The sequence below is a fragment of the Streptococcus sp. NLAE-zl-C503 genome (genome assembly GCF_900104285.1).
Taxonomy (GTDB): domain Bacteria; phylum Bacillota; class Bacilli; order Lactobacillales; family Streptococcaceae; genus Streptococcus.
Genome location: NZ_FNJT01000016.1, coordinates 1 through 1,505, shown reverse-complemented (window position 1 = coordinate 1,505; position 1,505 = coordinate 1). Strand labels below are relative to the sequence as shown.

1 protein-coding gene and 1 pseudogene are annotated in these 1,505 nt (G+C 33.8%); both read left to right on the top strand.

Annotated features, from left to right (window positions below):
- Nucleotides 1-272, top strand: a pseudogene (locus tag BLS46_RS09935) (hypothetical protein); the annotation flags it as partial.
- 175 nt (nt 273-447) lie between these two features.
- Complete coding sequence (locus BLS46_RS09755; protein ID WP_093587235.1) at nt 448-654, top strand: helix-turn-helix transcriptional regulator; 207 nt, start codon at nt 448-450, stop codon at nt 652-654.
- Nucleotides 655-1,505: the final 851 nt, after the last annotated feature.

Sequence of the window (1,505 nt, the reverse complement as noted above, 5' to 3'; positions counted from 1 at the left end):
GGAAAACACTAAAAGAGGTCGCAGAGGAGTTAGGGATATCAAAAGACCTGGTAAAGTATCACAGAAAAAATTTAAATATTTTCCAGGTTGAACAAGAGGACGGAGTGTATCGTATATCTCCTTCAGGAGTAGATGAGATACGTTCTCGACTGAGAAAAGATAGCTATGATGCCACGTTTGAAGAAAAGGTCATGCGCCGTCTTAGTATGCTTGAAAAGCAGCAAGAATTGATATATGAGTTATTACTCAAAGCGTTGAATGAGCGTAAATAGCCCTTAGAAGGCTTATAGGGGCTATTAAAATTTTTTTGGTTAATTCTATGGCTTTGATATTAAAATGCGTTAGAGGACAAAATGTAGCTTCTGAGAGCGTCTGAGCGATCTATTCCGTGAAAGCTAGCGCTGAAGAAAAATCTTCCGAAAATTTGTGTGAAAAGAGGTGATAAGGGTGTTAGAAAAAAATAATTATCAAAATAATATAAAACAATTTAGAGTTAGAGAGGGGTTGACACAAGAAGAATTAGCTAAGAAAATAAATATTTCAAGGCAGATGGTAGGTTTAATAGAAAATAATAAAACAATACCATCCGTAGAAATAGCTTTAAAATTATCTAAAGTTCTAAAAGAACCTATAGAACGCCTCTTTTGGTTTTGAAAGGGCTTTACTATTTGTGTTTTTAATGATATTATAGTGTTGAAATAAATAAAAAAGGAGATTGTAAATGAAAAAATATTTACGTCGTATTCCTATGAATCTTTTGGTATTTCCGATTGCATTACCATTTATACCTTTTATAATCGGTTATTTAATCGGAAGCAGATAATGTAAAAAGAGAGTAAATGCTCTCTTTTTATTTGCGCTTTGAATAAGTCGAACCCCAAAATTTTTTTGAAAAAAATTAAGTAATTTATTCTGTCAAACATACTATGGAATAAAGCAAGTGACGAAAAAGCTTATCATACTTTGCTTTTTGGGAAAAGTACATGGTATAATAAAATCGCTATCGGAAAACCGATTGCGACCTGTAGGTCGTGAGAGGAGGTGATAGTCGTGAGTTACTTATTCGAGCTCTTCCTCAACGTTATGGCAAATGTACTGGCACATTTCATTTGCAAATGGCTGGACGATGAGGATAAACGGTAGTCAGCCTACAAACACTCGTTAATCTGAAAAGAACGTAAAAAAAGCCCTAAAGGACTGGCATCCTCTAGGGCTTTGGTGTAGCCTTGAGCTACTTATTCGGCAAATTCATTGTATCATGGTTATATAGTTGTGTCAAAAATATGTACTAGATTTATTTTTAGCTACTGGTGATTTTGCGTTTTAATTTTTAGTTTGTTTTGGGATATGGAGAGAGGGTCGAAACGAAGTGAGACCCTTTTTATATATATTTAATTAATATTTAATAATATATTTAGCCACTCTACGAGCCTTAGAGTACCAAAGGATTTCAGACTTTATAGGTGTACAAATGTCGGTTTATAGGTGTACAAATGTCGGTTTAT